The 23,170-nt window shown below is 67.5% G+C and carries 22 protein-coding genes; 8 read left to right on the forward strand and 14 right to left on the reverse strand.

The window, feature by feature from the left end; translation table 11 throughout:
* Positions 1-7: 7 nt before the first annotated feature.
* The 4 genes from KXD96_RS16265 to KXD96_RS16280 all read right to left on the reverse strand — a co-directional run bounded on the left by KXD96_RS16265 (position 8) and on the right by KXD96_RS16280 (position 2,664).
* Positions 8-670 carry a cutinase family protein gene (locus KXD96_RS16265; RefSeq protein WP_396876775.1) on the reverse strand — a complete coding sequence of 221 codons (663 nt, stop codon included), beginning with the start codon at positions 668-670 and terminating at the stop codon, positions 8-10.
* 61 nt (positions 671-731) lie between these two features.
* The gene (locus KXD96_RS16270) at positions 732-1,208 is read right to left on the reverse strand and encodes a hypothetical protein (protein ID WP_260737383.1); all 477 of its coding nucleotides are present in this window, start codon (positions 1,206-1,208) and stop codon (positions 732-734) included.
* Between the two features lie 43 nt (positions 1,209-1,251).
* Positions 1,252-1,923: a TetR/AcrR family transcriptional regulator gene (locus tag KXD96_RS16275; RefSeq protein WP_260737384.1), complete on the reverse strand. Its 672-nt coding sequence runs from the start codon at positions 1,921-1,923 to the stop codon at positions 1,252-1,254.
* Positions 1,924-2,100: 177 nt separating this feature from the next.
* A complete protein-coding gene (locus KXD96_RS16280; RefSeq protein WP_260737385.1) occupies positions 2,101-2,664 on the reverse strand; it encodes a TetR/AcrR family transcriptional regulator in 564 nt (187 codons plus the stop codon).
* 126 nt (positions 2,665-2,790) lie between these two features.
* Here KXD96_RS16280 and KXD96_RS16285 point away from each other — a divergent pair, with 126 nt between their 5' ends.
* From KXD96_RS16285 to KXD96_RS16295, 3 genes are all read left to right on the forward strand, one after another.
* Positions 2,791-3,351, forward strand: coding sequence for a class I SAM-dependent methyltransferase (locus KXD96_RS16285; protein ID WP_260737386.1), 561 nt, complete (start codon positions 2,791-2,793; stop codon positions 3,349-3,351).
* A 98-nt stretch (positions 3,352-3,449) separates the two neighbouring features.
* A complete protein-coding gene (locus tag KXD96_RS16290; protein ID WP_260737387.1) occupies positions 3,450-4,292 on the forward strand; it encodes an enoyl-CoA hydratase-related protein in 843 nt (280 codons plus the stop codon).
* A gap of 183 nt (positions 4,293-4,475) precedes the next feature.
* Positions 4,476-5,879 (forward strand): PPE domain-containing protein, encoded by a 1,404-nt coding sequence (locus KXD96_RS16295; RefSeq protein ID WP_260737388.1) that lies wholly within the window; start codon positions 4,476-4,478, stop codon positions 5,877-5,879.
* A gap of 8 nt (positions 5,880-5,887) precedes the next feature.
* Here the strand turns inward: KXD96_RS16295 and KXD96_RS16300 are convergent, their stop codons facing one another.
* Genes KXD96_RS16300 through KXD96_RS16335 form a run of 8 tightly spaced genes read right to left on the reverse strand, consistent with a single transcriptional unit; the run spans position 5,888 to position 14,537 of the window.
* On the reverse strand, positions 5,888-7,591 hold the full coding sequence (locus KXD96_RS16300; RefSeq protein WP_260737390.1) for an FAD-binding protein: 1,704 nt from the start codon (positions 7,589-7,591) through the stop codon (positions 5,888-5,890).
* Positions 7,588-8,982 (reverse strand): aromatic ring-hydroxylating dioxygenase subunit alpha, encoded by a 1,395-nt coding sequence (locus tag KXD96_RS16305; protein ID WP_260737391.1) that lies wholly within the window; start codon positions 8,980-8,982, stop codon positions 7,588-7,590. Before KXD96_RS16305 ends, KXD96_RS16300 begins: the two co-directional genes overlap by 4 nt.
* Positions 8,983-9,001: 19 nt before the next feature.
* Positions 9,002-10,537, reverse strand: a complete 1,536-nt coding sequence (locus KXD96_RS16310) for an acyl-CoA synthetase (protein WP_260737393.1) — start codon at positions 10,535-10,537, stop codon at positions 9,002-9,004.
* A gap of 19 nt (positions 10,538-10,556) precedes the next feature.
* Positions 10,557-11,429, reverse strand: coding sequence for an enoyl-CoA hydratase-related protein (locus KXD96_RS16315; protein ID WP_260737394.1), 873 nt, complete (start codon positions 11,427-11,429; stop codon positions 10,557-10,559).
* A 20-nt stretch (positions 11,430-11,449) separates the two neighbouring features.
* Positions 11,450-11,686 carry a biotin/lipoyl-containing protein gene (locus KXD96_RS16320; RefSeq protein ID WP_260737397.1) on the reverse strand — a complete coding sequence of 79 codons (237 nt, stop codon included), beginning with the start codon at positions 11,684-11,686 and terminating at the stop codon, positions 11,450-11,452.
* Entirely contained in the window at positions 11,679-12,677 is a 999-nt protein-coding gene (locus KXD96_RS16325) for an alpha-ketoacid dehydrogenase subunit beta (protein WP_260745410.1), read from the reverse strand. The genes KXD96_RS16320 and KXD96_RS16325 overlap by 8 nt, the downstream gene beginning before the upstream one ends.
* Positions 12,678-12,679: 2 nt before the next feature.
* Positions 12,680-13,618, reverse strand: coding sequence for a thiamine pyrophosphate-dependent dehydrogenase E1 component subunit alpha (locus KXD96_RS16330; RefSeq protein ID WP_260745411.1), 939 nt, complete (start codon positions 13,616-13,618; stop codon positions 12,680-12,682).
* A gap of 55 nt (positions 13,619-13,673) precedes the next feature.
* Positions 13,674-14,537, reverse strand: a complete 864-nt coding sequence (locus KXD96_RS16335; protein WP_260737398.1) for a mycofactocin-coupled SDR family oxidoreductase — start codon at positions 14,535-14,537, stop codon at positions 13,674-13,676.
* A gap of 284 nt (positions 14,538-14,821) precedes the next feature.
* Between KXD96_RS16335 and KXD96_RS16340 the strand changes: the two genes are divergently transcribed.
* The 3 genes from KXD96_RS16340 to KXD96_RS16350 all read left to right on the forward strand — a co-directional run bounded on the left by KXD96_RS16340 (position 14,822) and on the right by KXD96_RS16350 (position 18,062).
* A complete protein-coding gene (locus tag KXD96_RS16340; RefSeq protein WP_260737400.1) occupies positions 14,822-16,054 on the forward strand; it encodes a CaiB/BaiF CoA-transferase family protein in 1,233 nt (410 codons plus the stop codon).
* Positions 16,055-16,170: 116 nt separating this feature from the next.
* Positions 16,171-17,535, forward strand: coding sequence for a wax ester/triacylglycerol synthase domain-containing protein (locus tag KXD96_RS16345; RefSeq protein ID WP_260737409.1), 1,365 nt, complete (start codon positions 16,171-16,173; stop codon positions 17,533-17,535).
* A 242-nt stretch (positions 17,536-17,777) separates the two neighbouring features.
* Positions 17,778-18,062: an antitermination regulator gene (locus KXD96_RS16350; protein ID WP_260737410.1), complete on the forward strand. Its 285-nt coding sequence runs from the start codon at positions 17,778-17,780 to the stop codon at positions 18,060-18,062.
* Between the two features lie 214 nt (positions 18,063-18,276).
* Here the strand turns inward: KXD96_RS16350 and KXD96_RS16355 are convergent, their stop codons facing one another.
* Entirely contained in the window at positions 18,277-19,026 is a 750-nt protein-coding gene (locus tag KXD96_RS16355; RefSeq protein WP_260737412.1) for an IclR family transcriptional regulator, read from the reverse strand.
* A 64-nt stretch (positions 19,027-19,090) separates the two neighbouring features.
* Between KXD96_RS16355 and KXD96_RS16360 the strand changes: the two genes are divergently transcribed.
* Positions 19,091-20,431: an FAD-binding oxidoreductase gene (locus KXD96_RS16360; protein ID WP_260737413.1), complete on the forward strand. Its 1,341-nt coding sequence runs from the start codon at positions 19,091-19,093 to the stop codon at positions 20,429-20,431.
* A complete protein-coding gene (locus KXD96_RS16365) occupies positions 20,431-21,240 on the forward strand; it encodes a DAPG hydrolase family protein (RefSeq protein WP_260737416.1) in 810 nt (269 codons plus the stop codon). The genes KXD96_RS16360 and KXD96_RS16365 overlap by 1 nt, the downstream gene beginning before the upstream one ends.
* 23 nt (positions 21,241-21,263) lie before the next feature.
* On the opposite strand, the gene KXD96_RS16370 is transcribed toward KXD96_RS16365, so the two are convergent.
* A complete protein-coding gene (locus tag KXD96_RS16370) occupies positions 21,264-23,015 on the reverse strand; it encodes a DUF4407 domain-containing protein (RefSeq protein ID WP_260745412.1) in 1,752 nt (583 codons plus the stop codon).
* Positions 23,016-23,170: the final 155 nt, after the last annotated feature.

Here is a 23,170-nt window from a genome sequence, read left to right on the forward strand (position 1 = left end):
CGCCCGTCTATAGGCGGCCGGCGGCGAAGTCCGCCGCCTGGTCAACCATGCCGGCTTCGACGTACTGCCGGTGCGCGACCGGGTTACCGGCATCCGAGCACACCGGATCGCCGGGCACGCACAATTCGATGGTTTTGCCCGCATAGGGTGGGCCGATCGTCACGGGCGGCTCGTTGAGGATGCTCATGAACTGGCTCGACGGTTTTCCGAACAGAGCGACCGCGGCCACGTGGTTGGAAACCTCGGCCGGCATCGGCTGCAGCGCCTGGACCAGGTGTACCCCGTCCGGCACCGCGCTTTCGGTGACGAAACCCATCACCGCGGCGCCCTGGGAGTATCCGCCCAACACCATCCTGGTTCTGGGGCAGGCGACCGCCACGTGTTCGACGTGTGCGCCTGCGTCGCTGATGCCGTCCGCGGCCCTGGGGAAATCCGTGGTTGCCGGGTAGTCGACGGGATACACACCCAGGGACCTGCCGCCGACGTGCGGGCGCAAAGCGTCGACGAAACTCTGGCCGATACGGCCGACGCCGGGCGGCTCGTTGGTACCCCGCGCGAACACCACCTCGACATCGGGGCATGGCCCGGCCGCCGCGATGGGAGCGACCGGCAGCGCCCAAACGGGCGCCAGCACAGCACAAATCAGACCGCCGACGGTATGCGCCTTCACATCGTGATCTTGTCACAGGGTGACAAAATGTGCGCGTTGTGCGGATGCGGCCGGGGCCGGGTTAACGCGGGACGTCGGCATCGGGGGCGTGGGGTTGCCGGTGCGTGAACGAACGGACCGCACGCAGCACGCCCCGAAACGCGTAGGCGGCGGTCATGACGGTCAGGACGATCAGCAGCACGAACATCGGCAGCCAGTTGCCCCTGCTGTGGTCGATCTCCCACCAGATGATGGTGAACAACACCACACAGGCCAGCAGCACGATGTCGCGCCAGTTCCCCTGGTACGACAACGCCGCCTTGCGCAGCGCCCGGCTCCGGTCGGCGGTGTCGATCAGGTCGTCGATGCGGGCGTCGATGGTGCGTTGCAGTTCGGCGCGCCTCCTGCCGGCCTCGGGCGGCAGCCGGTCCAACAAGTCCATGTCCTGTTTGATCAACCCCCGATAATCCGGGCCGCGGAATTGTCCGGCGGCGATGCCGAGCATCGCACCACCGAAGACGGGCGCACTATTGAGCGCGATCTGTCCGAGGCCCGTCATGCCCGCTCCTCATGGTCGTCGTCAACGTCCCCCGCTGCCGGGGTCAGGATGCCTTGGAAGGGCGCCGCCGCGTTCGCGGCGGCTCAGCGCTCTGCAGCGCGTCCATCGCGCGCACCAGTTGCGGATAGGCGATGGCCGGGCCGAGCCAACGCGTCAGGTAGCGCCGCAGATCGGCGCCGCTGCGCGGCGGGCGCCCCGGGTCGGCGAGGAAAGAATGCAGCAGCCGCAGGCAGAACTCGTTCAGCTCGTCGAGACCAGCCTCATCGAAACCGTAACTCTCCCAATCGATGTCGTAGCGATGCAGCATCGACCGCCCGAACGCCAGGGCGGTATCGGAGATGATCGACACCTTCTGGCCGCGACGGTGGCGCTGGTTGAGCACGAATTCCACCTGGTGGTCCGAGGCCAGTCCTTCGATGGCGAATGCCAACCCTTCGGTCATCGCCAGCACCGGGTCGGCGACCCCCTCGAGATGGGCCGTCATTCGATCCAGGAACCCGTCGGCCGACCGCATCGCCGATGCCACCAACAGCGCCTGCGTCCCGGGGAAGTACCGATAAACGGTCTGGCGGGTCACCCCAAGCGCCCGGGCCACGTCGGCGATCCGCATCGCCGAGCCGCGTTCCTCGATGATCTTGTCGGCGGCATCCAGGATGCGCTCGATCGCCTCCTCGTCGGAGGCGGGCGTGTTGCCTGCCCAACCGTGACTGCGCATCTAACGAGCGGCAAACCCGTAGCCGGTGATCCCCACGCCTGGATCATAGCGGCTGGGGCTAGGCATTCGGTGCTGGTTAACACGGAGCAGGACACTTCCGTCGGTATGTATGGCCAGTGCGATTCTTGAGTCTCCGGGCCAGCCGATCGTGCGCGTGATCCCTTGCACCGCAGTAGGTCAAGCGACGGAGGCGCCCAGGATGAGGTTGACGGCCTCATCGAGTTGTCCCTCGATCTCGTCGAAGCTCACGAAGCGGGCGGTCATCAGCGCGCCGGAAAAGGTGATCTGCAGCGTGGATTTCACGGCGCGCGGCCAACCGGGGCCAAGGGCGGCGCCGATCCGGGTGGACACCTCCTGGCCGATTTGCTCCCGAATCGGCTTCACGGCCGGGTCGTCGGCCATCAGGGCCGCGCCGCAGGCGGCGGTGAGCTCGGGCTCGTCGGCGACCACCACGGCCATGTCTCGCAGCGTCGCGCTGACCCGCGTCTTGGTGGTTTCGTTGACATCGGTATGCAGCGGCAGCTCGCGGAGGAAACGCAGGTACACCGCGGCCACCAACGCGCTTTTCGACGGGAAGTAGGTGTAGGCGCTGGCCGGGGATACTCCGGCGCGAGTCGCCACCGAGCGCATCGTCAGATTCGCGAACGACGACTCTCGCAGTTCCTCCAGCCCGGCATCGAGGACCTTGCGGATAGTCTGCGCCGGCCGGCGGTCCGACCGGCGCGCCGCATCTTTAGACACCCGTCCAGTGTAGGAAGGCCCGGCCCCCGTGCGGCACGGCAATCCGGTATCCGCGCGCTGGCGATTTACAGACAGCTGTCTAGAACAATCGCCTCTGCATCGGCGGTTGGTTCTACAGTGGCGCCTATGGCCGAGGCGGACCGGCAGCGCTGGGACGAGCGGTACGCAGAGAAGGCACCCCCGACGGTGGAGGCGGTGGGGCCGCCCGAATTCCTGGCGCCATACCTGGAGCTGCTTCCCGTTGCGGGAAGGGCGCTCGATCTCGCGTGCGGGCCCGGGCTCGCAGCGGTGTGGCTCGCGATGCGCGGGCTTGAGGTGGAGGGAGTGGACGTCTCGCCGGTGGCGATCGCCCAGGCCCGCGACCTGGCGCACCGGGCCGGGGTAGGCGATCGGTGCCGCTTCGAGGTCCTCGACCTCGATGACGGGCTGCCGGCCGGGGCGCCCGTCGATCTCATCCTCTGCCACAGATTTCGGGACCGTCGCCTTGACCACGCGATCATCGAGCGCCTGGCGCCCGGCGGGCTGCTGGCGATGGCCGTGCTGAGCGAAGTCGGAGCCGCCCCCGGGCCGTTTCGCGCGGTCGCCGGCGAGCTGCCCGCGGCGTTTGCCGATCTCGACCCGGTCGCCGCCGGTGAAGGTGGGGGTTGCGCGTGGGTGCTGGCGCGCGCAGCGAAGTCCCCTGAGTAGCAAGCTTTTTCGTCGTCGACGACATGCGGCCCGGCGCAATAACGATTGGGCGGTGCGAATTGGGTTCCGGCATGGCCGTGTCGGGTAATGTCACGCGCATGCAGCGGCGCGTCCTCGAAGCGGTGATCTACGAGCGCGAGCCACCGATTGCGCGGATCGTTCTGAACCGGGTCGACAAGGCCAACACCAAGGATGCGGTCCTGGTCACCGAAGTCGACCAATGCCTGCACGAAGCCGACCGTGACAAGGAGATCAAGGTCGTCATCCTCAAGGCGAACGGAAAAGGATTCTGCGGCGGACACGTGGCTCGCTGGGGTCCCGACGAAAATCCGTATCCGGACTTCGGTGAGACCTTCGAGGACCTGTACAAGGGCACCGCCGATCTGTTCCTGTGGCCGACGCTGTATTTGTGGGAATTCCCGAAGCCGACCATTTCCGCGATTCACGGCTATTGCGTGGGCGGCGGGATATATCTCGGTCTGCTGACCGACTTTTGCGTCGCATCCGAGGACGCGTATTTCCAGATGCCGCTCGCCCAAAGCCTCGGCGAGCCCGGCGGGCACACGATGATCGAGCCGTGGTTGCTGATGAACTGGCATCGCACCATGGATTGGCTGCTGCTGGCCCCGACCCTCTCCGCGCAGCAAGCCCTGGACTGGGGCCTGCTCAACAGGGTGGTGCCGCGGGACGACCTCGAGGACACCGTCGAGGAGATGGCGCGCAAGATCGCCCAAATCCCGCTGACCACGCTGATGGCGGTGAAGAGCAACGTGAAGCGTGCGTGGGAATTGATGGGCATGCGGGTCCACCTGCAGGTCAGTCACATCCTGACGAACATGGTGGGCGCCGCCACCGACGTGCAGGCGCGGCGGGCCGAGCTGATGCAGTCGGGCATGAAGCCGCGCGAGTTCGTCGGTCGTGACGAGCCGGAAGCGCCGTAGCCCGTTCGCTGCGTGGTTCGACCGGTGAAGACCGGGGGAGGGACGTGAAAATTGGCGCATAACAGTCCCGGTCGGTGAATTAGGATTGCACCTGGTAGACGCCAATCGAGGATGTCGGCACCGCGCTGCCTAGCGCGTGGCTCACCGGCGAGGTTCGTTTCAGCACAAGGAGAATGACCCGACATGACGCAGGCGTTGAATGTGGAGTACGAGGAACTCCTGGCCCGAGCTGCTGAACTCGAGCAACCGCTGCCGACCGTTCCGTCGACCAATCCGCAAGGGCCATGCAACCTTTCGTTCATCAACGATACGGCCGCACGACTCGCGCTCACCGCCGACACGTTGCGCCTGTACCTCAAGGGGTGCGAACGGGAATGGAAGAGTCTGGCGAAATCCCTGCGGAATGCGGCCAAGGCCTATGAAGAGGTCGATACTGGAGCCGCGGAGGACATCGGCAACATTCTGAACAACGACTCTTCCGCGGCGGGGGTGGCGGCGGCGGCGCTGGTCGCCGAGGACGAGCCCTGGACGGCGCCCCCGCCAATGGCAGCGGCGCCGTCGTTCGAATACCCCTACTACGAAGTCCGGCAGGCGGCGGAGGACATCGAGTCCGGCGACCAGGGCACGTCGTTTCGGGCGTTCGCTCAGGAATGGAAAGCGTTCCAGCAGGCATTTCAAGAACAGTCCCATCGATTCCGGCTTTTTAGCCGCTGGGAGGGCGAGGCGACCGCGCAAGTCGAACGAAATTTCCAACAACAAAAAGATTGGATATATTCGATGGCCAAATTGTGCGGCGACCTGGGTCAGCAGGCCGACAGGGTCGTCGACGTGCACAAAAAGGTTACCGCCACAACCGGCTACAATAACCAGCACGCCCTGGGGGGCGCGCATCCCACGACCTACGAAGTATCGCAATGCGATTATTGGTATCGGTTTTATGTGGAAAACAATTACCACGAATACATAGCTTCAGCCATTGACTGGTATGAGAAACTTCAGGCGACTTCGGAATCGGCATTGAAGTACTACGTTCAGTACGCGAACATACCTCTGAAGCCGCTGAACCCGGACGCCCCGCCCAAGGCCACGGTCATCAAGGCGCCCGGTGAAACGCCCAAGCCGGACCCCAAGCCGACGCCGGACCCCAAGCCGAAGCCCGATACGGGGGCGGCTCCGAAGCCAACGCCCACCCTGACACCCGCGCAGCTCGGTCAGCTGGCGGGGAACATGTCGCAGGGCATGCAGGGCGTTTCGCAAGGTCTGCAGGGCGCCATGCAGGGCATCCAGGGCCTCACGCAGGGGGGCATGGGCGGCGGCTCGATGCCCGCGCAGCTCGCCTCGGACATCACCCCGGAGCCACCGCCCGCTGACGAGGCGAAAAAGGACGGCGAAGACAAAGGCGACGAAAAGAATAAGGACGACGAAAAGAATAGGGACGACGAAAAGAATAGGGACGACGAGGCAACGACACTTGTCGAGGGCGCGGCGGTGGGCGACCAGGCGTCCGGGACCGCCCCCGCCGAGCCGCCGACTGCCGGCCGACCGGGGGCCTCGCCTGGGGCAACGCCGTCCGGCGTGGTGCTCTAAGTGACTTCCTAGCGGGTGCGGCTCGGATCGCCGGCGACCCTCCTGCCGGCGGCGTGGCGGGCGGCGACGTAGCCGAACACCATCGTGTAGGCGATGCTTCCGCCGGCGCCCAGATAGTTTCGGCCCATCACCGTCGCCGTGATGTTGCCCGTCGCGTACAGTCCGTCGATCACGCAGTCGTCCTCGTCGAGGACCTGCGCGTGCTCGTTGGTGATCACCCCGCCGCACGTGCCGACGTCGGCGGGAACGACCTTGGTGGCGTAGTACGGTGGCCGCTCGAGCGGGCCGAGCGAGGCGTTGGGGCGATACCCCGGATCGCCGAGGCAGTCGTTGTACGCCGACTGGCCGCGTCCGAAGTCCGGGTCGAGGCCCTTGGCCGCAAACCCGTTGAAGCGCTTGATCGTCTCCTCCAGCGCGTCGGCCGGGACGCCCATCCCGCGCGCGAGGTCGGCAATGGTCTGACCCCGCAGGACCGCGCCGCGCGTGATGAGTTCTTCGGGGAGGCGTCGTTTCTTGAATGGGTTGGCACCCGACACGTATCGGCCGATGTAGCCGTCGTCGAAGACCATCCAGCAGGGCACCGCCTTGTTCGCGTACATCGCCTTGCCGACCTCGACGTACGAGTTGGACTCGTTGCAGAACCGGCGGCCGGTTCCGTCGACGTAGATGGCGCCGGGCCGCTGCCGGCCGCTGCCCAGCGCCTTCGCCGCGTCGCCCCCGTCTGCGATGAAAACCGATGGCAGCCACCAGGCCTCGTCCATCAGGTCGGTCTTCGCGCCCAATCCGATCGCGGTCTGCAACACCTCGCCGGTGTCACCGGGGTTCGCGATGGACCAGCGCCCCTCGTTGGGCTGCTCGCCGCTGTAGTGGCGCCGCATGTCCGCGTTGCGACTGAAGCCGCCCGCCGCGAGCAGCACGCCCTTGCGCGCCTCGACGTTCAGCGCGGTGCCGTTCCGGGACACGCGCGCGCCGACGACGCGGCCGTCCTCGACGATCAGGTCCCCGATCGCGGCTTCGGTCCAGATCGGCGGCTCGCCGCGCAGGTCGATCAGCGCCTTCAGCATCTGACCGATGAGCGATGCTCCGTTGGTCAGCATTTCCCGGCGGCGCAGCCTCGCCGCCCTGGTGCGGGCGAACACCCGCATGGCCACCGCGAAGGCCCGCGGCGACCGATTGAAGTACTGCACCGAACGCAGTTCGTTGGTCTTGAGGACGAACCCGCCGTAGGACCTGGCCATCGACGGCTGGACCTTGTCACGCCAGTTCCCCAGCGCGGCCGAGTCGTACGGGACGCACTCGATCGCGCGGCCGGCTTCGTTGCCGCCCTTGTGATTCGGGTAGTAGTCGCTCCAACCCGGGCACCGCACGAACCGAACCCCCCTGCGGATCAGGAAGTTGATCATCTCGTAGCCCGCGGTGAGGAACATCTCCCGGCGCGCCGGCGAAGACGCCGGGCCGATGTCGCCGACGACGTCGTCGAAGTACGCCAGGCCGTCCTCGTGCGAGTCCGGGATGCCGTCGGCGCGCATCAGCGGGTTGTTCGGCAGCCACACCATGCCCCCGGAGAGTCCGGTGGAACCGCCCACCAGGGGTTGTTTCTCGATCACCAGGGGTTCGATGCCGGAGTCGAGCGCGGCCAGCGCCGCGACCATCCCGCCGCCGCCGCTGCCCGCGATGAGCAGGTCGACGGAGCGGTCCCACCGGGTGGTCATCGCGGCCCCGCCCCGAATCCCAAGTCGGCCACCGGCACGTCGATGGTGGTGTTGGTTTTCTGGATCGCGGGCAGCAGGGCCCCGTACGGCAGGCCGGCCAGGAAGCCGTCGACGACCCGTTCGAAGTTGGAGATCAGCCCCTCGATCTGGTCTGACAACCGCATATAGGCAAAGCCGTTGGAGTGCAAGCCCTTTTGCTGCCGCGGCAGATTGGAGAAGTCCTGCGCCGGGATGGGTGGCCAGCGCGGGTCGGCGGGCGCCATCGGCTCCGGCGGCTGGGGCCTGCCCGCGGAGACGTCGTCGGGGAACCGGGTGAGCGACCAGATCTCGAACAGCGTGTCCTCGGGCCCGAGCGGCCGGATGCGGTACGACGACGCGCTGCTGTAGGTGGGCAGGATGAAGTAGTGCGGGAAGCAGAATCCGATCGCATCGGTGATGCCGCGGCGGGCTAAGTCGTTGAGATCGGGCATCGCGCTGCCCCGGGCCCGGTGCCAGCTGACCACGGCGTCGTTGAGGGCGCTGCGCCACGCGTCCATGGCGGCGGCCGGGTCGGCCGGCAGCTCGATGTTCTGCAGGCCCTCGGCGATCCGGATGTCGTTGTCGTGCGTCATCCCGCCCATGCCGGTACCCAGGGTGCGCATGAAGTACAGGCTGCTCGCGACGACGGGGTGCACCGCGGATTTCGCGGGGCCACCGTTCTGCGCGGGCGGCAGTAGCTGGGGATGGGTCTGCGGGACGTGGTATCCCTCCATGAACGCTGCCGCCGCCAGCTTCCAATTGACCGGCAGCCGGCACGACTGCCACCACTCGACCCGCAGCGATTCCACCTTCCAGGCGTCGTAGATCGACGCGAACGGCTCCAGACAGTCACGTAGCGCGGGGGCCCCGCCGTCGAGGTTGATCCACGCGCAGCCGCCCCAGGTTTCGCACCGGACCGAAACCAGTTGCAGCTCTTGCGAATCCAAGTTCTCCTCTGCGAACGCTTCGGGCCGCAACACGAACGTGTTGCGGCCGTCGATGCCCCAGCACCAGCCGTGGAAGGGGCAGACGAAAGTCCGTCGGGATCCGCAGGAGCCTCTGCCTTCCACCAGCTTCACGCCCCGGTGGCGGCACGCGTTGTGGTAGGCCCGCACGGTGTCGGCGTCGACACGGACCACGATGATCGACTGGTCGAGGATCTCGTACTCGACGTAGTCACCGGTCTTGGGAATCTCCTCCAGCCGGCAGGCCATCTGCCAGACGCGCGGCCAGAACGCCTCCGCTTCCAGCGCGTAGAACTCGGCGTCGTAGTAGCGCTGCTTGGGAATGCGATCGACGGTTTCGACCGCCCACGGCACCGGTAGCGGTGTCCAGTTCACATCGGTGCGTACCGAAGCTGTCTTGATAGCCATCTCGCCATCCCTCGTTGATTCACACGATTCGCGATGCCCGCCCTTGCCAGTAACGCTCGCGAATGCGTCTCTTGTACAGCTTCCCGTTCGGGTCCCGTGGTAATTCCGCAACGAATTCCACCGTGCGCGGGCACTTGTAGCCGGCCACGTGTGCGCGGCAATACTCGATCAGCTCGGCCTCGAGGTCTCGGCCCGGCGTCAGGCCGGCGACCGGCTGGACGACGGCCTTGACCTCCTCCCCGAACTCGTCGTTGGGGACGCCGAAGACGGCCGCGTCGACGAGCTTGGGGTGCATGATCAACAGGTTCTCGACCTCTTGGGGGTAGATGTTCACCCCGCCGGACACGATCATGAACGTGGATCGGTCGGTGAGGTAGAGGTATCCGTCCTCGTCGACGTAGCCCATGTCCCCCAGCGAGCGCCAGCCGCGGTCGTTGGACACCGACGCGGTTTTCACGGGATCCTTGAAGTACTCGAAATCGGGTCCGCCCTCGAAATACAGCTCACCGGTGTGCCCGACGGGAACCTCATGCCCGTCATCTCCGATCACGTGCACCGGGGACATCGGTTTGCCCACCGAACCGCGATGTGCCAGCCATTCCTGCGGGCCGATTGTCGTCCCCGCGAATCCCTCGGTGCCGCCGTAGTATTCGTGGATGACCGGACCGAACCATTCCATCATCCGGTGCTTGACATCGACGGGGCAGGGGGCGGCCGCGTGGATCACGCATCGCAGGCTTGACACGTCATATTTTTCGCGAATCGCTTTCGGTAGCTTGAGCATCCGCACGAACATGGTGGGAACGAACTGGGCATGCGTCACGCGGTGGGTCTCGATCAGCGCCAGGACGGCTTCGGCGTCGAACTTGCGCATGAGGATCGCCGCCGCCCCGACGCGGTTGACCGCCATGGTGTAGTTCACGCCGGCGGCGTGGTAGAGCGGTGCGGGGGAGAGGTACACGCTCGACCGGGTCATCCCGTACTTGTGGGTCAGCGCCATCTCCAGCACCGCCTGGGCCCAGGACCCGTTGCCGTCGGTCGGCAGCGGACGGCGAACGGCCTTGGGCCGTCCGGTGGTTCCCGAGGAGTAGAGCATTTCCGACCCGTCCGACAACGCGGGCGCGCCGCCCGCGGTCGCCAACGCGTCCTCGTACGCGCACCAGCCGGGCAGGACGCCGCCGACGACGACGTGGACGTCGACGCCCGTGCTGACGCCGCGAAGGTGTTTGGCGAGGTCGGTCATCGAAGCGTCGACGAACACCGCCCTCGCGTCGGAGTCGTCGACGACGTAGGCGATCTCCTCGGGCGTGAAGTGGGTGTTGACGGCCGTGTAGTACAGACCGGAAAGCTGGCAGGCCCAGGTGATTTCGAGGAACTCGGGACGGTTGGGCAAGACCAGGGCAACGCCGTCGCCGCCGCGCAGCCCGGCACCGTACAACAGCGCCGCGACCTGTTGGCTGCGGGCATACAGCTCGGAGTACGAAATCGTGTCGCCGCCCGCGAGGATGAGGGCCGGCGCGTGCCCGGCCCTGGTGGCGTGGTCGGCGAGGTTCACCGGCGAGCCCCGCGAAAACCTAAGTGGCCGTGGCGCCGTCGGTCGACGCGGCCGCCGCCGCTTGGCGCCGCGCCTGTTCGGACGGCAGCACCTTGTCCCGGAACACCGTCTGGATCAACTCCTGGACATCCTTGCTGATCGAGGCCAGGGCGACCAGGTCGTTCGAGCTCTGCCAGTGCACCCGCATGCCCATCAGCTCCCAGGCCCGCTTCAGGTTGGCCTTGGTGGCCAGGAGCGTGGTCATCGGCGCCTGTGCGATGTGGCGGGCGATGGCCTCCACCCGGTCGTCGAGTTGGTCGCGCGGCACCACCTCGTTGACCAGACCCACCTCGAGGGCCTTCTTGGCGTCGATGACCTCGGCCAGATAGAGGTAATAGGCCGCGCGCCGCCAGTTCATGAAAACCCAGGGCTCGATGGAGCATTCACCCGACGGCATCCCGAAGCCCTGCAGCGGTGGGTAGGAGAAGTAGGCGTCCTCGGAGGCGATGACGATGTCGGTGGTCAGGCCGTAGTGCGTGCCGCCGCCGACGCAGTAGCCGTGCACCTGGGCGATGGTCGGTTTGGAGAACTCCCAGAGGTTCAGGACCGGCTTGACGAACAGGTCGGTCTGCGGCTTCCACGGCGTGCCCATGACTTTGGCGCCCTCGACGAAGGCCGGGTAGTCGACGGCGTTGTTGCCGATGGCGTGTCCCGAGCAGAAGCCCTTGCCGTTGGCCTTGAGGACGAGCACCTTGATGTCGTAGTCGCGGTCCGCGTCCAGCAGCGCGGCGTCGACCTCTTCGGCCAGCTTCTGATCCTGGGCGTTCGCCTTCTCCGGCCAGTTGAGGGTGACGCGGGCGATGGGCCCCTCTTTCTGGTAGATGATTCTCTCGCGAGTCTCGTTGAGGTCCATGCGTGCTCACCTTTCCTGGTTCAAGAAGTGATGACGCCGATTTCGGCGCCGATGTCGTAGGTGGTCCCCACCTGTCCCGTCCATTGCACGGTGCCCGACGCGCCCGCTTCGATTTCCTGTTCCACCTTCTCGGTGGCGATCACGTAGATCGGCGTGCCCGCCTCCACGTGCTGACCGGCGTCGACGAGCAGGCCGGTGAGCTCGGCTTCCGATACGGCCACCGAGACCCGCGGAATGCGAATAACGAAGTCAACCATGCGCGCTCGCCCCCGACAGGGTCTTCAGCGCGGCCGCGACGATCCGCTCCGGGGACGGGTACACCTGCGCCTCGAGCGCCGCCGCGGCCGGGTTGGGGACGAACCGGGCGGCCACCCGTTCGACGGGCGCGGCCAGCTCGGAGAACAACTCCGAGTGCAGGATCGCGGTGATCTCAGCTCCGGGACCGGCGAACTGGACCGCGTCATGGATGATGACGGCTCGGCGGGTGCGGCGGACCGAGCCGACGATGGTCTCGACGTCCAGGGGCACCAGGGTGCGCAGATCGACGACCTCGGCGCTCACGCCCTGCTCGTGCAGCGTCGTCGCGGCGGTCAGCGCGTCGTGCACGCAGCGTCCGTAGCCGATCAGGCTCACGTCTGTGCCGGGCCGTTTGATGTCGGCCTGACCCAACGGAATTGAAAAACCGGGTTCGACGGGGACGGGACCCTTCTTGCCCTGCAGCCGGATCGTTTCGACGAACAGGCAGGGATCCTCGTCGAAGATCGCCGCCGTCAGCAGGCCCTTCCCGTCGCGGGGCGTGGAGGGCACGATCACCTTCATGCCCGGTATGTGCATGAACCACGCCTCCAGGCTCTGCGAATGCGTGGCCCCGGTGGCCAGCCCGGCGTAGACCTGGGTGCGAACGGTGATCGGCGCCGTCGTGCGTCCGGCGGTCATGAACCTCAGCTTGGCCGCGTTGTTGATCAGCTGGTCGGCGGCGATGCCGATGAAATCCATGATCATGATCTCGGCCACCGGCAGCAGGCCGTCGATGGCGGCGCCGATGGCCGCGCCGACGATCGCCGCCTCCGAGATCGGCGTGTCGAGGACCCGTTCCCTGCCATACTTCGTCGACAGCCCCGCGGTCGGCCCGGAGGCGCCGGGATCGGCGATGTCCTCACCGAGCAGGAACACCCTGTCGTCGGCCGCGAGCGCCTGATCCAGTGCGAGGTTGACCGCCTCGCGCATCGTCATCTCTTTGTCTTGCATGCTCATACCGGGAACCCGATCGGGCTCGCGTACACGTCGCGGTCCAGCTCGTCGATCGACGGGGAATCCGCGGTCATCACGGTTTCCAGCGCTGTCTCCACCGCCGCCAGCGCTTCGGCGTCGATGCGGTCGAGTTCGTCGTCATCGCAGATGCCGGCTTCGGTGAGGCGGCCGCGGAACCGGGGGACCGGGTCGGCCGCCATCGCGGCGGCGAGTTGATCCTTGGGGATGTAGGGCATCCGGTCGCCGAAGTAATGGCCGCGGAACCGGAACGTCACGCACTCGATGAAGGTCGGGCCGTCACCGGCGCGGGCCCGTCTCAGCGCATCCTCGAGCGCCGAGGTGACCGCCAGCGGGTCGTTTCCGTCGACCCGCACGCCGGGCATACCGTAGCCCGCCGCGCGGTCGGCGACGTGTTCGAGCTTCATCGTGTCGGCGGTCGGGGTCATTTCGGCGTAGAGGTTGTTCTGGCAGACGAAGACCACCGGCAAGTCCCACAGCGCGGCCATGTTCGCCGCCTCGTGGAAGGACCCGGTGTTGGTGGCGCCGTCGCCGAAGCTGACCACCGTGACGCGGTCGGAGCCTTTGCGTTTGGCGGCCATCGCCAGTCCCACCGCCACCGGCGGTCCGGCCCCGACGATCCCCGTCGAAAGCATCACGCCCGAGGCGGGATTGGCGATGTGCATGGTGCCGCCCTTGCCGCGGCTCGCGCCGACCGTGCGGCCCATCATCTCGCCGTAGATCTCCTCCAGGGGGACACCCTTGCCGATGAGGTCGTGCAGCCCGCGGTAGGTGGTCACCAACCGATCGTCGGGCCGCAGCGCGACCCCCATCGCGGCGGCGATGGCCTCCTGGCCGCGCGAGGGCCAGTACACGCACACGAATTCGCCGGTGCCAATGCCTTTGGACAGCCGGTCGTCGGCCGCCTTCATGAGCACCATCAGTTCGTACAGCCGGCGCTCGACGCCCGTCGCGGAGTGACCGTGGCTCACCCGATCACCCGCCCGACCAGGGCTTGACCTTGAGGAAGCCGCCACCGTCGACGCGGAGCTGCTGCCCGGTGATGTAGCGCGCCGCGTCGGAGGCGAGGAACAGCACCGCCTCGCTGATGTCCTCGGGCTCGACGTAGGGGATCGGCATCGCCTGCACGAGAGGGAAAACCGGCTCGGCGTCCTCGCGGGTCGGGTCCTTCAGGTCCGGCCGGAAGGCCCGATACATCGGCGGGCTGTGCAGCATGTCGGTGTTGACGTTGGTGGGGTGCACCGCGTTCATCCGGACGGAGAACGGGGCAAGCGCCAGGGCGAAGTCGTTGACGTAGTGTGCGGCAGCCAGTTTCGCGAAGGCATAGCCGGCCCCGCCGGGCCCACCGTCGATGCCCGTGGTGTTCATCGACGACATGAACGCGGCATTGGAACCGATCACGATGATCGACGCGCCGGCTTGCAGATGCTTGAGGCTCGCGTGCACCAGATTCAGCACGCCGACCAGGTCCACGTCGACGGCGTCGGCGAAGGCTTGCGGCGGTAGGCCCGCGGTCAGCGGGCAGATGCCCGCGTTGGCCACGACCACGTCGAGATGCCCGAATTCGGCGACGCCCGCATCGATCGCGGCGGACAGTGCGACGCGATCGCGAACGTCGGCGACCGCGGTGAACGCGCGCTGACCCTCCTTCTCCACCAACCGGCCCGTCTCGTCCAGGTCCTCCCGCCGGGCCAGTGGATACTCATTGGTCTCGATGTCGGCGCACAAATCCACCGCGATGATGTCCGCGCCTTCGGCGGCCAGCATCCGCGCGTGCGATCGGCCCTGACCGCGCGCGGCGCCACTGATCACGGCCACCTTGCCCGCTACCCTGCCCATCGCCCGTCCTTCGTCCGTGTAGCTACATCGCGACCCGCGTTGGGGCCCAACACCGTTCGCTGGCGCCGCCGCCGGTGAAGTGCACATGAATCGGTTGGCGGCCGGTCTGCTGTGGGATGCACCGCGCATTCACCGCAGCGGGCGCCGGAATCGGGCCGACGGTCGAATCCATCGCATCTCTTCCACGAAAAACTGCGCTGACCTGCAGCGGGTCTACCGCTACGCCCTAGACTAACTAGAATATCTAAAATAGCAAGGAATGGCGGCCGACCGAGGGAGTGGCGATGTCTGGCGTGCGCCGGGGTGTGCTTCAAGGGGTGCGGGTGGTCGAACTGGCGTCGTGGACCTACGTGCCGTCGGCCGGTGCGGCACTGTCGGACTGGGGCGCCGACGTGATCAAGGTGGAAGGTGTCGCCTCGGGCGATCCCGGGCGCGCGCTGGTGGTCGGCGGGTTCACCCGCCAGGCGGCCCGCCCGGACGCCGACTTCATCCTCGAGTTGGGCAACCGCGGTAAGCGCAGCATCGCCATCGACATCAAATCCGAAACCGGGCGCGAGCTGTTTGGCCGCCTGTTGGCGAGTGCGGATGTGTTCCTTACCAATTGGCTGCCGGGCGCGCTCGAGCGGGCCCGACTGACCGTGGACGACATCCGCTCGTTCAACCCGAAGATCATTGTCGCGCGCGGCACCGGGCTGGGGGTGCGGGGTCCGGATCGGGATCGCGGTGGCTTCGACGCGGCCACGTACCTCGCGCGGGGCGGCGTCGCCTACACGCTCACGCCGTTCGGCAGCGAGACGCCCGCCGTGCAGGGTCCCGGGTTCGGCGACCTCCAGGGTGGGGCGACGCTCGCCGGGGGCGTCTGCGCCGCGCTGTTTCACCGGGAGCGCACCGGTGAGCCGACGATCGTCGACTCCTCGCTGCTGGCCCAGGCGATGTGGGCGATAGCGCCGTCCATCTCGGCGGCCGATTTCTTCGACATCGACGGGATCCCGGGCGCACCGCCCGGCTTGGCCATCAACCCGCTCGTCAACAGGTACAAGACACGCGACGGCCGCTGGATCCAGCTGGTGTTCCTGCAGCCGGACAAGTTCTGGGCGGGGTTCTGCGAACGCATGGGCCTGGCCGAGCTGGTGAACGACGAGCGATTCGTGCCGTCAAGCAACTTGATAGCCAACGCCGCGGCGGCCACCGAGATCTTCGCCGACGCGTTCGCCCGCTACGACCTCGCCCACTGGCAACAGGCGCTCCATGATGAGCCCGGCGTGTGGGGCGCCCTGGCCACGCCGCGGGAAACCCTCAACGATCCGCAGGTCGAACCCAACGGGTACGTGGTGACCAACGTCGACGACCATGGCGAGAAGTACCGGATCGTCGCGGCGCCGGTTCAGTTCGACGAAACGCCACCGGCGCCGGCGCGGGCGCCGGAACACGGCCAGCACACGGAGGAGATCCTGCTGGAACTCGGCGTCGACTGGGACGACATCGCCAAGGCGAAGGACCTCAACGCGATTCTGTAGGGCACCGGGGCGGTCGACGAAAGGCGCCAAAGGTGGGGACCAAAGTCATCGTCTGCCGGTAACCCGGTGACCTGACGCGCCCGCAGCCGTACGTTCGACGCAAGGAGCAAACGAACATGACTGCATTCATGCGCGCCAGCGACGCGTTCACCTGGGCAATGGAAAGCGATCCACGGCTGCGATCCACCGTGGTCAGCGTCGTGCTTTTGGACCGGCCCCCGGACTGGGGCGAAGTGCGGAAACGATTCGACCTGATCAGCCGCACCATGCCCATGTTCAGGCAGCGGGTGGTGCCGTCGCCTGCGCCGGCCCCGCCGCGGTGGGAGCACTACCGCGATTTCGACCTGGATTACCACCTGCGGCGAGCGACGGTTTCCGGCGCCGGAACCCTCGACGACGTGCTCGAGATGGCGCGAGTGGCCGAGATGCAGGATTTCGATCGGGCCCGCGCGCTGTGGGAAACGACGTTCGTCGACGGTCTGGAAAACGGTGGCGCGGCCGTGATCTGCAAGTTTCACCATGCGCTCACCGATGGCGTGGGCGGAGTCCAGATCGCGATGCACCTGTTCGATCTCTCTGAAGAGCTTTATCCCGCCGAACCCATGCCGCCCGAGCCGGCGGTCGCGGAGTCGTCGCTGCTGGGGGACTACCGCGATGCCGTGCGCTACGACACCGGGTTGCTCAACAGCGCCCTGACGGGCGCGGCCACCCGGCTGCCGCGGTTGATGTACGACGGCGTGCGGCGGCCCGTCGCCACCTTCAGGTCCGCGGCGACCACCGCGGCGTCGGTCTATCGAACCGTGCGGCCGATAAACCGGCCCGGGTCGCCGTTAGCAATCGACCGTGGCCTGATCCGGCGTCTCGGGGTGCATCAGGTGCCGACGCGGCCGCTTCGGGAAGCGGCACACCGTTGCGGTGGCGCGCTGAACGACGCTTTCGTCGCCGGGGTGGCGGGTGGGCTACGCCTCTATCACGAGAAGCACGGCGTTGCGGTGGGCGACTTGCACATCACGATGCCGATCAGCCTGCGGACCAAAGAAGACGGCATCGGCGGAAACCGGATCACGCTGATGCGCTTCGACGTGCCCGCCGGCGAGGCCGACCCGGCAAAGCGAATCCGGGCGATACGGGAGCGCACTGCGGAGGTACGTCACGAAAGGTCGCTGCCCTACACGCAATTGATCGCCGGGGTGCTCAACCTGGTGCCCCGGTGGTACATCGGCTCGGTCCTGCGCCACGTGGATTTCGTGGCCAGCGATGTGCCGGGTGTTCCGGTGCCGGTCTTTCTCGGTGGCGCCGCGGTGCGCGCGCAATACGCGTTCGGACCCACAATCGGCGCGGCTGTGAATGTCACCCTCCTCACCTACGTCGATACCTGCGGGCTCGGCTTGAACGTCGACACCACCGCGATTCCAGACTATGACGTCTTTTACGACTCTATCGTCGGTGGATTCGACGAATTACTAGCGTTGGCAATCTAATTCGAGATCAGCGAACTCCAGCGCCGATCGGCGTGATGCGGGAGTCGTTGATTAGCAGCCGATTCCGAAACGGTCACGGGCGGGTATCAATCACGGCCGCAGTCTGGCACAACGAGCCCGATCGACAAATCATGACACAGGGCGCTTTTGAGCTTTGCGGCCGCGACGACGCGTAGCGCAGGAATTCCTCGGCCGCTACCAAATGGCGGATTCGTGACGGCGCCGCAGGAGGTATCCATAGCATGACGGCGAACTGGGTCCCGGCCCAGACTTCGTGTGGTCCGCAGTCCGGTCGCATCCTCGACACCGCGCGGGGCATTCTCATCGGCCTTCGCCGGTGCCCCTCGGACGCCGCCCTGGATGAATTGCACAGCGCCGCATTGCGACACAAGGTGCCGGTGTTCGCGATGGCCTGGGCGCTGGTACATCTGGCCGGCGATGGCGAGAAGACACCGAGCTTCACCGATGCGCAAGCCGCGGCTCGGCACGAGTGGGGACCGCTGTTCTCCTCCGCAGTGCCCTGTTGAGCGGGGATCGAGACGTTGGGACGGCCGAGCTTTCGAGGGGTAACCCGGCCGTCTCCAACCTCAACGAGGCAAAGGCGCGGGCGGAGGGTGGCGCTTTTGGGCTCCGGGTGCAGTGGCCCACCCGAGGGCGGGCGTTGCGGCGTCCTCGGCGGAATCGCGCGACGAGCCAACCCGGGCCCGAACTCGACTGCGGAATCAACCGGATCCGCTGACGCTAGCGCGTCCAGGCCGGGGAATCGGCCGCCACGCGCAATGCATCGACTATCCGCCGCTCCTTCTCGGCGAACCGCTCGGTAGGCGCGGGCACGGAGATGGCGACCACGTTGTCGCCGACGGTGCGCCGCGCGATGGCGGCTGCCGAGATCCCCGCGGTGTGTTCGTCGCGATCGAAAGCGACGCCCGTGCGCCGGATTTCGGCGAGTTCCGCCCGGAGCCGGTCGGCGACTTCGGCGCCGAAGCGGGAAATCGCCGCCTCGGCGTCGGCGTCGTCAAGGGCCGCAAGGGCCGCTTTGCCGTTGGCCGTCGACTCGAGCGGGAACCGGACGCCGACCGCCGAGACCGCGCGAAGGCGATGCGACGATTCCACCTGGTCGACGAACAACATCCGCTGCCCTCGCAGCACCGACAGGTCGACCGTCTCGCCGCCGGTCGCACGCGCCACCCGCTCGATGGTCGGGCGGAACATCGCCGAGAGGTGCGCTCCGACGGAATTGCCGTACCCCAGCAAGCGGTCGCCCAGGGAAATGCGGCCCTGCGAATCGATACTGGCCAATCCGACCTCGACCAATCCGACCAGCAACCGGCGAGCCGTCGACTTGGCCAGCCGGAGCCGCTCACCCAGGTCGACCAAACGCAGCCGTCCGGGCTCGGCGGCGATCTCGTCCAATGCGGCGGCCGCGCGACGTAACACCTGGATGCCTTCGTCGCGACCAGTTGGCAAATTTTCCCCCGGGGGCGGCACCATTCCACTATAGTGTTCCGCATCTCGGATCTGGAAGATCCGAATTGCGAATCAAGGGAGATCTTCGATGAGCGGGCTACCGACCGGACGGCACTATTTTCGCGGCGATGACGGTTACGAGGCGGCCCGGCGCGGCACCGTGTGGCACCAGCGGGTCCCGGAACGCCATCCCGAAGTGATCGTGCAGGCGGCCGACGCCGACGACATCGTCGCCGGGATCCGCTACGCCGCGGGTCGCGGGCTCAAGGTCAGCATCGTGTCGGGCGGACACAGCTTCGCGGCCAACCACCTGCGCGACGGTTCTCTGCTGCTCGACGTCAGTCGCCTCGACCACGCTGTCATCGACACCGAGACGCGCGTCGCCAAGGTGGGCCCGGGCAAGGGCGGCAGCCTGCTGATGGCCGATCTCGAGGCGCAGGGACTGTTCTTTCCCGGCGGTCACTGCAAAGGTGTGTGCCTCGGCGGCTATCTGCTGCAGGGCGGGTATGGCTGGAACAGCCGCATTTACGGCCCGGCCTGCGAGAGCGTCGTCGGCCTCGACGTCGTCACCGCCGAGGGCGAACAGATCCACTGCGACGCCAGCAATAACGCCGATCTGTACTGGGCCGCCCGCGGTGCCGGGCCCGGCTTCTTCGGTGTGGTCACGTCGTTCTACCTGAAGCTCTACCCACGCCCGGGCGCCTGTGGCACCAGCGTCTACGTCTATCCATTCGAGCTGGCCGACGAGGTCTTCACGTGGACCCGCGCGGTCAGCGCCGACGTGGACCCTCGGGTCGAACTGCAGGCCGTGGCCTCCCGCGGCGAGCCGAACATGGGTATCGACACCCCCGTCATCTCGCTGGCATCGCCCGCCTTCGCGGACTCCGAGGAGGAGGCCGAAAAGGCCCTCGCCCTGTTCGGCACCTGCCCGGTCGCCGATCGGGCGCTCGTCAAAATTCCTTACATGCCAACGGATTTGTCGACCTGGTATGACGTCGCGATGAGCCACTACCTATCCGACCACTATTACGCGGTGGACAACATGTGGACGTCGGCGCCCGCCGAAGACCTGCTGCCGGGAATCCGGACGATCCTGGACACGATGCCCCCGCACCCCGCGCACTTCCTGTGGCTGAACTGGGGCCCGTGCCCGCCCCGCCAGGACATGGCCTACAGCATCGAAGGCGACATCTACCTGGCCCTCTACGGTTCCTGGAAGGATCCGGCCGACGAGGCGAAGTATGCCGACTGGGCGCGGTCCAACATGGCCGCGATGTCCGAATTCGCCATCGGCATTCAGCTCGCCGACGAGAACCTCGGCCAGCGTCCGGCGCGGTTCGCCAGCGACGCCGCCATGGCCAAGCTCGACCGCGTGCGCGCCGAGTACGACCCCGATGGCCTGTTCAACAGCTGGATGGGACGACTCTGATGGCCGGCGACCTCTATCTGGGCTACCGCGACGACGACGCGAAGACCCCGTTCGGCAGGTTCTTCACGCCCGAGATGGCCCCGCTGCCGCGCCATGTCGTCGAGGCGCTCGAGCACGGGCCGCAAGGCGCCATGGCGCTGTTGGCGTTCGACGAGGCCGCGCGCGTCGCCGACGACGGATACCAGCAGACCGAAAACGGCTACGGGGTCCTCGAGGACGGTGGCTATCAGGTGTCGGTGCGCACCGACATGCCCGGAGTCACCCCGGCGATGTGGTCATGGTGGTTCGGCTGGCACGGCTGCGACACCCGCCGCTACAAGCTCTGGCATCCGCGGGCGCACCTGTGCGCCGCCTGGAAGGACGGGGACGACGCCGGCCGCCAGGGCGCCCGCCGCTACATCGGCCGCTGGTCGCTGATCAGCGAGTACATCGGCTCGACGATGCTCAACGGCGCAATCCAATTCGTCGACCCGGCGACGATGGGCTGCCCGGCCGATGACGACTCCGCGGTGGCGATCTGCGCCCGGCTGGGATCCAGCGAGGCCCCGGTGGACGTCGGATGGTTCATCCACCACGTCCGGTCGACCCCGAACGGCGCCGAGATGCGGTCACGATTCTGGATGGGCGGACGGCACATCGAGGTGCGCAACGTCCCGGGCGTCGCATCGCGGGCGGTGCGCCCGGTCGCCTCGCGGTTGCTCGGCAACGCCGAGACCAACGCGCGCAATCTGCTGGTGCATTGCGCCCAGGAGATGAATCACCTGGCGGGCTTCCTCCCCGAACTCTACGAAGCCTTCGGCGGCGAATAGCCCGGAATCTGGCCCGCCCCAACCTATTTCGCCGGTGGGAGTTGGCGCGGCCCTTCGGGTGAATGCAACTCGGCCGGCCCGTCGCGCTGGGGCAGTTCCCGTTCGCTGCCCCGCTCCGCCGTCCCCGGCGACAACTCGTAACGGTCCGGGCCACCCACCCGCGGGTGAACCCGCCGGGCGGGGTCGTCGCGGGACGAGTCGATGAAACCCCTGCCGGGGGAGGGGGCTTCACCGGCCGCCGAAGCATGGCTGGGCCGTTCGGCGGCGGCGGAGCTCTCGGCGTCGACCGTGATTTTGTGGGTGCGTCGCAGCACGAAAGTGATCTCCTCGACCTCTTCGAAGACCTGGCGCGCCGTGCGCAACGGCGCAGTCGTGGTGTCGATCACCCGCCCCACGAACGGGGGCACCAGCGGGCGAATCCAGCGCGCCGCGGCCTTGGTGGCATCCGGAATCGAGGGAATCAGCGACGAGCCCCGGTCTTCCCGTGGCGCAACGTCGCGTCGGACGGGCGCGGGCAAGTTCTCCACGCCGGCGGTTTGCGCCGGGGCCGGCAGGCCGAGGGTCGCCCGGCTCGCGGCCTCGGCTTCCGCCGCGATGGGCAGGTAGACGTCTTCATCGGCCGGTTCGAAGGCGCGTTGCGACGGCGCCCGAGCCGGCGGATCGATCGCTTCCACGACTCGCCGGCGTTGCCGCTCGCGGTCGATCTCGGTCTGGGCCTCGATGGCGAGCCGGGCCTGCGTGAGTTGGTGCTCGGCCCACATGATTTCGGCCTCGCGGCGGACCTCGGCCCGCTTGATGGCGATCGCGGTGTCGGCCTCGAGCTCGGCGCGTTCGCGCTCCGCGCGCGCCGCCGCGTGGCGCTCGTGGGCGGTCTCGCCGCGCCACCTCAGCAGGATCAGCGGCAGCAGGTAGACCAGCACGCAGAACGCGATCGCGAGCAACCGCAACGACAGCGCGCCGGCGTCGGCGAGGGTCAGGTCGTTCATCGCGACCCAGCGCGCGCCCGGGCCACGGTCGGCGCCCGCGACCATGCCGTGGCGCGCCTCGTCGAGCGCTTGCTCCTCGCGGGAGATCTTGGCGTCCAACTCGGGCGCTTGGCGATCCCGGGCCACCAGCGCACTGTCCAGCTCGTGCTGGGCGTCCGCGAGAAGCTCGTTGGCCGTTCGTGTTTCGGGCCCGGCGCCTGGCACGCCGGTGATCCGGGTTTGCGGGCAGGCTGGGGTGGGATGGTATTCGCAGCGCGCGATGACCAGGGCCTGATCCTGCTGCCGGCGAGCGGCGTCGACGGCGTTGTCGAGGGCGGTGCGCGCCTGCCTGGTTTGTTGCAGGGACGCCGACGCTTGCGCGACGGCCGGCGCGGACCCGGCGTTGCGCAGGGCGCGTTCGTCGAGACGGTGGTCGATCGAGCCGGAAAGCAGGGCCATCGCGGCCAATTCGCCGACGACGACGCCGAGCGCGGCCGCGACCAGCGCGCGCCCTGCGACACCCGGCCATCCGCGGTTGGACCCGGCGGTAGTGGCGCGAGCGACCGCGCCGACCAGCAGGCCGAAGACGAGGGTCAGCGGCAGGACGGAAACCAGCGACCAGCGAGCCGACTCGCTGACCACCACGGTCGCCACGAGCCAGGCCAGCACCGCCCCGAACACGACCACCGCGCCGGCCCCGGTTTCAGCGGCGTGCGTGGACCGCTGGTCGCGCTGACCGCCGCCGAGCCAGGTGAGCAGGCCCACCGGCGACGAGGCCGAGCGCTTTTCGGTTACTTCCTGGGCGCACATCAAAAACACCTCCCAATCCATCAAGCCTCCCAGGCCACCACCCGCCGGATCGAATCGAAGCCCCCCGCCTGTGGCGTGCTTCACAATGCGGGCCGAGGGGGCGGGCCGTCCTGGCAATAGGGGATTTCCTACGACGCGTGCAGATCAGCGCCGGT

This window comes from Mycobacterium sp. SMC-2, assembly GCF_025263485.1.
Lineage (GTDB): Bacteria > Actinomycetota > Actinomycetes > Mycobacteriales > Mycobacteriaceae > Mycobacterium.

What these genes read in the sequence shown, in the direction of transcription:
- KXD96_RS16295 (WP_260737388.1), top strand. Translation starts at nt 4,476, where the DNA reads ATGACGCAGGCGTTGAATGTGGAGTACGAGGAACTCCTGGCCCGAGCT.
- KXD96_RS16315 (WP_260737394.1), bottom strand. Translation starts at nt 11,429, where the DNA reads ATGGACCTCAACGAGACTCGCGAGAGAATCATCTACCAGAAAGAGGGG.
- KXD96_RS16320 (WP_260737397.1), bottom strand. Translation starts at nt 11,686, where the DNA reads ATGGTTGACTTCGTTATTCGCATTCCGCGGGTCTCGGTGGCCGTATCG.
- KXD96_RS16290 (WP_260737387.1), top strand. Translation starts at nt 3,450, where the DNA reads ATGCAGCGGCGCGTCCTCGAAGCGGTGATCTACGAGCGCGAGCCACCG.
- KXD96_RS16305 (WP_260737391.1), bottom strand. Translation starts at nt 8,982, where the DNA reads ATGGCTATCAAGACAGCTTCGGTACGCACCGATGTGAACTGGACACCG.
- KXD96_RS16370 (WP_260745412.1), bottom strand. Translation starts at nt 23,015, where the DNA reads ATGTGCGCCCAGGAAGTAACCGAAAAGCGCTCGGCCTCGTCGCCGGTG.
- KXD96_RS16270 (WP_260737383.1), bottom strand. Translation starts at nt 1,208, where the DNA reads ATGACGGGCCTCGGACAGATCGCGCTCAATAGTGCGCCCGTCTTCGGT.
- KXD96_RS16360 (WP_260737413.1), top strand. Translation starts at nt 19,091, where the DNA reads ATGAGCGGGCTACCGACCGGACGGCACTATTTTCGCGGCGATGACGGT.
- KXD96_RS16300 (WP_260737390.1), bottom strand. Translation starts at nt 7,591, where the DNA reads ATGACCACCCGGTGGGACCGCTCCGTCGACCTGCTCATCGCGGGCAGC.
- KXD96_RS16365 (WP_260737416.1), top strand. Translation starts at nt 20,431, where the DNA reads ATGGCCGGCGACCTCTATCTGGGCTACCGCGACGACGACGCGAAGACC.
- KXD96_RS16275 (WP_260737384.1), bottom strand. Translation starts at nt 1,923, where the DNA reads ATGCGCAGTCACGGTTGGGCAGGCAACACGCCCGCCTCCGACGAGGAG.
- KXD96_RS16325 (WP_260745410.1), bottom strand. Translation starts at nt 12,677, where the DNA reads ATGCAAGACAAAGAGATGACGATGCGCGAGGCGGTCAACCTCGCACTG.
- KXD96_RS16285 (WP_260737386.1), top strand. Translation starts at nt 2,791, where the DNA reads ATGGCCGAGGCGGACCGGCAGCGCTGGGACGAGCGGTACGCAGAGAAG.
- KXD96_RS16330 (WP_260745411.1), bottom strand. Translation starts at nt 13,618, where the DNA reads ATGGTGCTCATGAAGGCGGCCGACGACCGGCTGTCCAAAGGCATTGGC.
- KXD96_RS16335 (WP_260737398.1), bottom strand. Translation starts at nt 14,537, where the DNA reads ATGGGCAGGGTAGCGGGCAAGGTGGCCGTGATCAGTGGCGCCGCGCGC.
- KXD96_RS16355 (WP_260737412.1), bottom strand. Translation starts at nt 19,026, where the DNA reads ATGGTGCCGCCCCCGGGGGAAAATTTGCCAACTGGTCGCGACGAAGGC.
- KXD96_RS16350 (WP_260737410.1), top strand. Translation starts at nt 17,778, where the DNA reads ATGACGGCGAACTGGGTCCCGGCCCAGACTTCGTGTGGTCCGCAGTCC.
- KXD96_RS16340 (WP_260737400.1), top strand. Translation starts at nt 14,822, where the DNA reads ATGTCTGGCGTGCGCCGGGGTGTGCTTCAAGGGGTGCGGGTGGTCGAA.
- KXD96_RS16345 (WP_260737409.1), top strand. Translation starts at nt 16,171, where the DNA reads ATGACTGCATTCATGCGCGCCAGCGACGCGTTCACCTGGGCAATGGAA.